The sequence below is a fragment of the Nocardioides sp. NPDC057767 genome (assembly GCF_042798275.1).
GTDB lineage: Bacteria > Actinomycetota > Actinomycetes > Propionibacteriales > Nocardioidaceae > Nocardioides.
Window position 1 is genome coordinate 207,109 of the sequence record NZ_JBHVKJ010000002.1, and the last position, 6,814, is coordinate 213,922.

Consider the following 6,814-nt stretch of genomic DNA (forward strand, 5'->3'; position numbering starts at 1 on the left):
CAGCGATGACCTGGTTCGACGAGTCGAGGCTGGACGACGAGCGGGCGCTGGCCGGGATCGATCTGCTGCTGCGTTCGCTGGCCGAGTCCGGAGCCCGGGTCCGCCGCGAGGCTGCGGGCGCCGCAGAGCCGCTGCAGGAGGCCGTACGCCGCGCGGCAGAGTCCGGTCGACCCCGGGCCGTCGTCGCAGCGGGTCCCGACTCGCGCCTGCTGCGCGCCGTCCTCGAGCCGTACTGCCCGGTGCCCTTCGTCGCCTGGCCGGCTCCGGGCCTTCCGGGCTGGGCCGGGAGTCTCGACCTCGTGGTCGTGCTGGCGCCGACCGGGGCCGACCCGGGGGAGGCCTCGGCCGCCGCCGAGGCCGTCCGCCGTGGCGCCCAGCTGGTCGTGGCCGCGCCGGAGAAGTCGCTGGTCGCCCAGCACGCCGAGGGCCGCGACAGCACCCTGCTCCCGGTCGAGGGCGGCGACACGCTCGCGATGGCGATCCTCATGCTCACCTATCTCAACTCGATCGGTCTCGGTCCTGAGGCCGACGCGGACACGGTGGCCGATGCGCTCGACGACGTCGCCACCGCCTGCTCACCGCATCGCGACATCTCGGTCAACCCGGGCAAGATCCTGGCGATCTCGCTGGCCGACTCGCTCCCGGTCGTGTGGGGCGGCTCCGTCCTGGCCGCCCGCGCCGCCCGACGGGTCGCGGAGAGCCTGCGCCGCGCGAGCGGGCGAGGTGCGATCGCGGGCGACGCCGACGACCTGCTCCCGGTCCTCGAGGCGGCCCGGCCGCGCAACGTCTTCGACGACCCCTTCGCCGAGGAGCAGCCGTCCGCACGTCCCGTCCTGGTCATCCTCGACGACGGTGCGACCGATCCGATCATGGTCGAGCAGCGGCGCTCGCTCACGGAGGCGGCGGATGCGCGCGGCGTACGGGTGGAGGTCGTCGAGGCGAACGCGAGCACGGAGGTGGCCCGCTACGCGTCCCTGCTGCTCCAGGGAACATACTCCGCGGAGTATCTTCGTTTGGGTTTGGTTAACGATGTTTAATTCCGCATGACGGACGGATCCCTGTGATCTGCGTCATGTCTTGCGGTCAGGTCGGTTGGCGGAGCTTCGCCATCATGTGAGATCCCTGGACGCCGGAGAGTGGGCCGTTGTTTGATTTGGCAACAAATCGGTCACATCAAGGCCGCATCCCCCTCCCTGGAACAGGATCCCCCTCCCATGAACCAGACCAAGTTCGTCGTTGCCGGTGCCCTGGTGCTCCTGGGCGCCATCGTCGTCAGTGGCCGGCTCTCCGATCCCGCCCCGTCCGCGAGCGACAAGGCGAGCGCCGCGGTCGGCGGCACCCTCCGCATCGGCGTCGACAGCGCCGAGCCCGCCTACTACAAGGTCGACGGCGTGACCAAGGGCTTCGACTACCAGATGGCGCGCAGCGTTGCGGACGGCATGGGCGCCGAGGCGGAGTTCGTGGAGATGGAGTTCAGCGAGCTCTACCCGGCCCTCCGGGCTGGCAAGATCGACATGATCGGCGCCCAGGTCACCAAGACCGAGGAGGGGGAGCGGGAGTTCGACTTCAGCGCTCCCTACTTCGTGACGTACGTGTCCTTCCTTGCCCCCGAGGGCTCCGCCATCCGGACCCGCGACGACGTCGACGGAAAGAGCATCGCGGTCGTCGAGGGCACCGTCCACGAGCGTTATCTCCGGGAGCAGTACGAGGACGTCGACATCATCAGGACCCCGGACGCGGCGGCAGCGGTCGCGTCGATGCGGAGCGGTGAGGCCGATGCGTTCTTCTACGGCGCTCCCTACGCCGAGTCGATCATCAAGGGTGCGCCCATCCCGCTGACCGAGCCGATCGTCTACCAGGCCGAAGATGCTCCGATCGGGTTCGTGGTCCGGGAGGGCGACGAGCGTAAGGAGCAGATCGACGGGGTCATCGAGGACATGGTCCTCAGTGGGGAGTGGATGAAGATCAAGACGGACTACTTCGAGGAGGATCCGCTGTCCGAGGTCTTCCGAGAAAAGGGCGTCTGAGGTCGTGAGCCTGAGTTTGAGTCCGTTCGCCTGGGCCGAGCTTGTTTGGGTGAACATCGTTCGTGATCTGGGTCACGTGCCACGGTGGAAGTTCGGTCTCGGAACGTGGTGATGATGTCCCAAAGCCTGGACGTAGGGGACTGGACAGGTGTTTGATGCAACATCGTCCGGCCACTCCTGGCCAGCACGTCTTGGATTCTCGGCGCCGACGTGACGGGCATGCCCCCACCATCCCGGAAAAACACAGGACTTTCGCATGAACCACATCAAGTTTGTCGTCGCCGGCGCCCTGGCCCTCTTGGGGGTCCTGGTCATCGGCGGCTATTTCGCCGACCCGGCCCCGAAAGCGACCGAACAGGAGAGTGCCGCGGCTGGTGGCACCCTGCGGATCGGCGTGGACGGCACCGAACCGGCGTACTACAAGATCGACGGCGTGACCAAGGGCTTCGACTACGAGATGGCTCTCGGTGTCGCCGAAGGCATGGGTGCCAAGCCGGAGTTCGTCGTCATGGATTTCAGCGACCTCTTCACCGCACTCGAGGCCGGTGACATCGACATGATCGGCGCCCAGGTCACCGAGACCGCGGAGCGGAAGCAGGACTTCGACTTCACCGCGCCCTACTTCGTGACCTACCTGTCCTTCCTCACCCCGGAGGACTCGACGATCAAGACGCGCGAGGACGTCGACGGCAAGAGCATCGCGGTCGTCGAGGGCACCATCCACGAGCGCTACCTCGACGAGCAGTACGAGAACGTCAACGTCGTCAAGGCCAAGGACGAGGACTCCGCGGTCAAGGCGATCCAGGACGGGAAGGCGGACGCCTTCTTCTACGACGCTCCCTACACGGCGCCGATCATCAACCGCGCGCCGATCCCGTTGAAGGAGGCGATCGTCTACCCGGCGGACGACGCCCCGATCGGCTTCGTCATGCAGAAGGGTGACGGCCGCAAGGACCAGGTCGACGAGGTCCTCGAGCAGATGATCCTCGACGGGGAGTGGCTGAAGATCAAGAAGGAGTACTTCAAGGAGTACCCGCTCTCGGAGGTCTTCAAGGACAAGGGCGCCTGAGCCTGACGCCGCTCGCCCCGCTTTGGGGCGCCTGAAGTCCAGTAGCCTACGATGCCCGCTGGCCCGGCTCGCCCCGGACCGCGTGTCTCGGCGCACCCCTCCCCCAAACCAGGACGTCGTATGAAATCCCTGAAGTTCATCCTTGCGGGCGCGGTCACCCTTCTGGTGATCCTGATCGTGGTCTCCAACACGGTGGAGACGACCGGCCCGTCCTCCGCCAGGCGCAGCAGCGCTGCCGACGACGGAGCCCTGAAGATCGGCGTGCTCGACAGCGCGCCGGTGTACTACCACGAAGGTTCCTCGGCCAAGGGCTTCGACTACGAGATGGCCCTCGGCGTCACGAAGTCCCTCGGCATCAAGCCCGAGTTCATCGCGATGGACTTCGCTGATCTGTTCACCGCGCTCGACGCGGGCGAGATCGACATGATCGCGTCCCAGGTGAGCGTGACCGAGGAGCGCGAGGAGGCCTACGACTTCTCGCACCCCTACTTCGTCACCTACCTGTCCTTCACGACCCCGAAGAACTCGCCGATCAAGAAGCTCAAGGACGTCAACGGCACCCGGGTCGCCATCGTCGACGGCACCGCGCAGGAGAGCATCCTCAAGGCGCGCTTCCCCAAGGCCGAGATCGTGAAGCGGAAGAACGAGGCGGCTGCGCTCGAGGCCGTCGCCTCGGGCAAGGCGGACTCGTTCTTCTACGACGCGCCGTTCACCGACGGGCTGATCAAGAGCGCCCCGATCCCGATGGAGGAGCGGATCGTCTACCCCTCCGACAAGGCCCCGATCGCCTTCGTCTTCCGCAAGGGCGACGGGCTCAAGGACCAGGCCGACGACGCGATCGACGAGATGATCGTCGACGGCACCTGGCTGCGGATCAAGACGGACTACTTCCGGGAGTACCCGCTCTCTGAGCTGTTCCGGGAGCAGGGCGTCGAGTAGCACGGCCCACCCGCTAAGGTTCCGGTCATGAGCGAGCGTCAGCGAGCGACAGTGAGCCTCAGGCCGTCGCCTCCGTATTATTCGCCCTTGGTTACGGAGGCGACGGTATGAGCGCCGGACTCTTCGCACTTCTCGACGACGTGGCCGCCATCGCCAAGCTGGCGGCTGCGTCTGTTGACGACGTCGGCGCCGCGGCCGGCAAGGCCTCGGCCAAGGCCGCCGGTGTCGTCATCGACGACACCGCGGTGACGCCGCAGTACGTCCACGGCATCGCCGCCGAGCGCGAGGTGCCGATCATCAAGAAGATCGCCTTCGGCTCGCTGCGCAACAAGCTGCTGATCATTCTCCCGGTGGCACTGATCCTGGCGCAGTGGGCGCCGTGGGCGATCACCCCGATCCTGATGGTCGGGGGTGCCTTCCTCGCCTTCGAGGGTGTCGAGAAGGTGCTGGAGTGGGTCCGGCCGCACGCGGAGACGCACGAGACGCCGGTCGTCCTGGAAGGCCCTGAGGCCGAGAAGTCGATGATCGCCGGTGCCGTACGCACCGACCTGATCCTCTCGACCGAGATCATGGTGATCGCGCTCAACGAGGTCATCGAACAAGGCTTCTGGATGCGCCTTGGCGCGCTGGTCGCGGTCGCCTTCCTGATCACGATCGTGGTCTACGGCGTGGTCGCCCTCATCGTGAAGATGGACGATGTCGGCCTCTCGCTCTCCCAGCGCTCGGGTGCCTTCGCCCAGCGGTTCGGCCTCGGCATGGTCTCGGCCATGCCGAAGGTGCTCACCGTGATCTCGATCGTCGGCACCGTGGCGATGCTCTGGGTCGGTGGCCACCTGATCCTGGTCGGTCTCCACGACGTCAACGGCCTCGCCGCCGGCCACCCCGGCTGGTCGTGGCCCTATGACACCGTGCACCACCTCGAGGAAGAGGTACACCACGCCCTCGGTGCCGTCGGTGCGGCCGCCGGCTGGCTGGTCAACACCTTCTTCTCCGCGGTCGTCGGGCTCATCGTCGGTGCGATCGTGGTCGGCGTACTCCATCTGCTGCCGTTCCCGAAGAAGCACTGAGCGCGGTCGGGTCACCTGCCGCTGGTCCATGGATGTTGGCCTGGCGTTTGCCGTCCAGGATTACCGCGGACGCCGAGGGCCGCTTGTAGTCTGGGTAGACCCTGCGTGGGAGATCCCGCTGGTGCGCAGATGCGCGACGCAGGCCCGCATTACCTTCGGTAAGGAATAACCATGGACTACAAGGTTGCCGACCTGAGCCTGGCCGAGTTCGGCCGCAAGGAGCTCTCCCTCGCCGAGCACGAGATGCCGGGCCTGATGGCCATGCGCGAGCGCTACGGCAAGGACCAGCCGCTCAAGGGCGCCCGCATCGCCGGCTCGCTGCACATGACCATCCAGACCGGCGTGCTGATCGAGACGCTGACCGCGCTCGGCGCCGACGTGCGCTGGGCCACCTGCAACATCTTCTCCACCCAGGACCACGCCGCCGCGGCCGTCGTCGTCGGCAAGGGCACCCCGGAGGACCCGCAGGGCACCCCGGTCTTCGCCTGGAAGGGCGAGACCCTGGCGGAGTACTGGGACGAGGCCGAGAAGGTCTTCGACTTCACCGACGAGGCCGGCAACAAGATCGGCCCCAACATGCTCCTCGACGACGGCGGTGACATCACCCTGCTCGTCCACAAGGGCGTCGAGTTCGAGAAGGCCGGCGCCGTGCCGGGCCAGGACTCCACGGACAACGAGGAGTTCAAGGAGGTCCTCCGGGTCCTCGACCGGTCGCTGAAGAACGACCCGCAGCGCTGGACCAACATCGCCAACGGCATCAAGGGCGTCACCGAGGAGACCACCACCGGTGTCCTGCGTCTGTACGACCGGTTCAAGGAGGGCTCGCTCCTCTTCCCGGCGATCAACGTCAACGACTCGGTCACCAAGTCGAAGTTCGACAACAAGTACGGCTGCCGCCACTCGCTCATCGACGGCATCAACCGCGCCACCGACGTGATGATCGGCGGCAAGGTCGCGGTCGTGTGCGGCTACGGCGATGTCGGCAAGGGCTCCGCGGAGTCGCTGCGCGGTCAGGGCGCTCGCGTCATCGTCACCGAGATCGACCCGATCTGCGCGCTGCAGGCTGCGATGGACGGCTACGAGGTCCGCCGCCTCGAGTCGGTCATCGAGACCGCCGACATCTTCATCACCACGACCGGCAACTTCGACATCATCCGGGTCGAGCACTTCGAGAAGATGAAGAACCAGGCCATCGTCGGCAACATCGGCCACTTCGACAACGAGATCGACATGGCCGGCCTCGCGAAGATCCCGGGCGTCGTCAAGGACGAGATCAAGCCGCAGGTCCACCAGTGGATCTTCCCCGACGGCAAGAAGATCATCGTGCTCTCCGAGGGCCGCCTGCTCAACCTGGGCAACGCCACCGGTCACCCGAGCTTCGTGATGTCCAACTCCTTCACCAACCAGACGCTGGCCCAGATCGAGCTCTTCACCAAGACCGACGACTACCCGATCGGCGTCTACGTGCTGCCCAAGGCGCTCGACGAGGAGGTCGCCCGCCTTCACCTCGACGCGCTCGGTGTCGAGCTCACCGAGCTCAACCAGGCGCAGGCCGACTACCTCGGCGTCCCGGTCGAGGGCCCCTACAAGTCGGATCACTACCGCTACTGATCACCATCTGAACCCTGGCCGAGTCGGCTCGTTCTGACCGAAAACTCTGCCGAGTCGGCTCGTCATGACGAGCCGACTCGGCAGGGAATCGGGTCAGAACC

The 6,814-nt window shown here is 66.5% G+C and carries 6 protein-coding genes; all 6 read left to right on the plus strand.

What is annotated here, in order from left to right; translation table 11 throughout:
* Positions 1-5: 5 nt before the first annotated feature.
* Entirely contained in the window at positions 6-1,037 is a 1,032-nt protein-coding gene (locus ACFVDI_RS02325; protein ID WP_378899877.1) for an SIS domain-containing protein, read from the plus strand.
* A 177-nt stretch (positions 1,038-1,214) separates the two neighbouring features.
* Entirely contained in the window at positions 1,215-2,027 is an 813-nt protein-coding gene (locus tag ACFVDI_RS02330; RefSeq protein WP_378899880.1) for a substrate-binding periplasmic protein, read from the plus strand.
* Positions 2,028-2,283: 256 nt separating this feature from the next.
* A complete protein-coding gene (locus ACFVDI_RS02335) occupies positions 2,284-3,096 on the plus strand; it encodes a substrate-binding periplasmic protein (RefSeq protein WP_378899883.1) in 813 nt (270 codons plus the stop codon).
* A gap of 120 nt (positions 3,097-3,216) precedes the next feature.
* On the plus strand, positions 3,217-4,035 hold the full coding sequence (locus tag ACFVDI_RS02340; RefSeq protein ID WP_378899886.1) for a substrate-binding periplasmic protein: 819 nt from the start codon (positions 3,217-3,219) through the stop codon (positions 4,033-4,035).
* A gap of 107 nt (positions 4,036-4,142) precedes the next feature.
* Positions 4,143-5,102, plus strand: a complete 960-nt coding sequence (locus ACFVDI_RS02345; RefSeq protein ID WP_378899889.1) for a DUF808 domain-containing protein — start codon at positions 4,143-4,145, stop codon at positions 5,100-5,102.
* Between the two features lie 171 nt (positions 5,103-5,273).
* Complete coding sequence (ahcY, locus tag ACFVDI_RS02350; RefSeq protein WP_378899892.1) at positions 5,274-6,713, plus strand: adenosylhomocysteinase; 1,440 nt, start codon at positions 5,274-5,276, stop codon at positions 6,711-6,713.
* Positions 6,714-6,814: the final 101 nt, after the last annotated feature.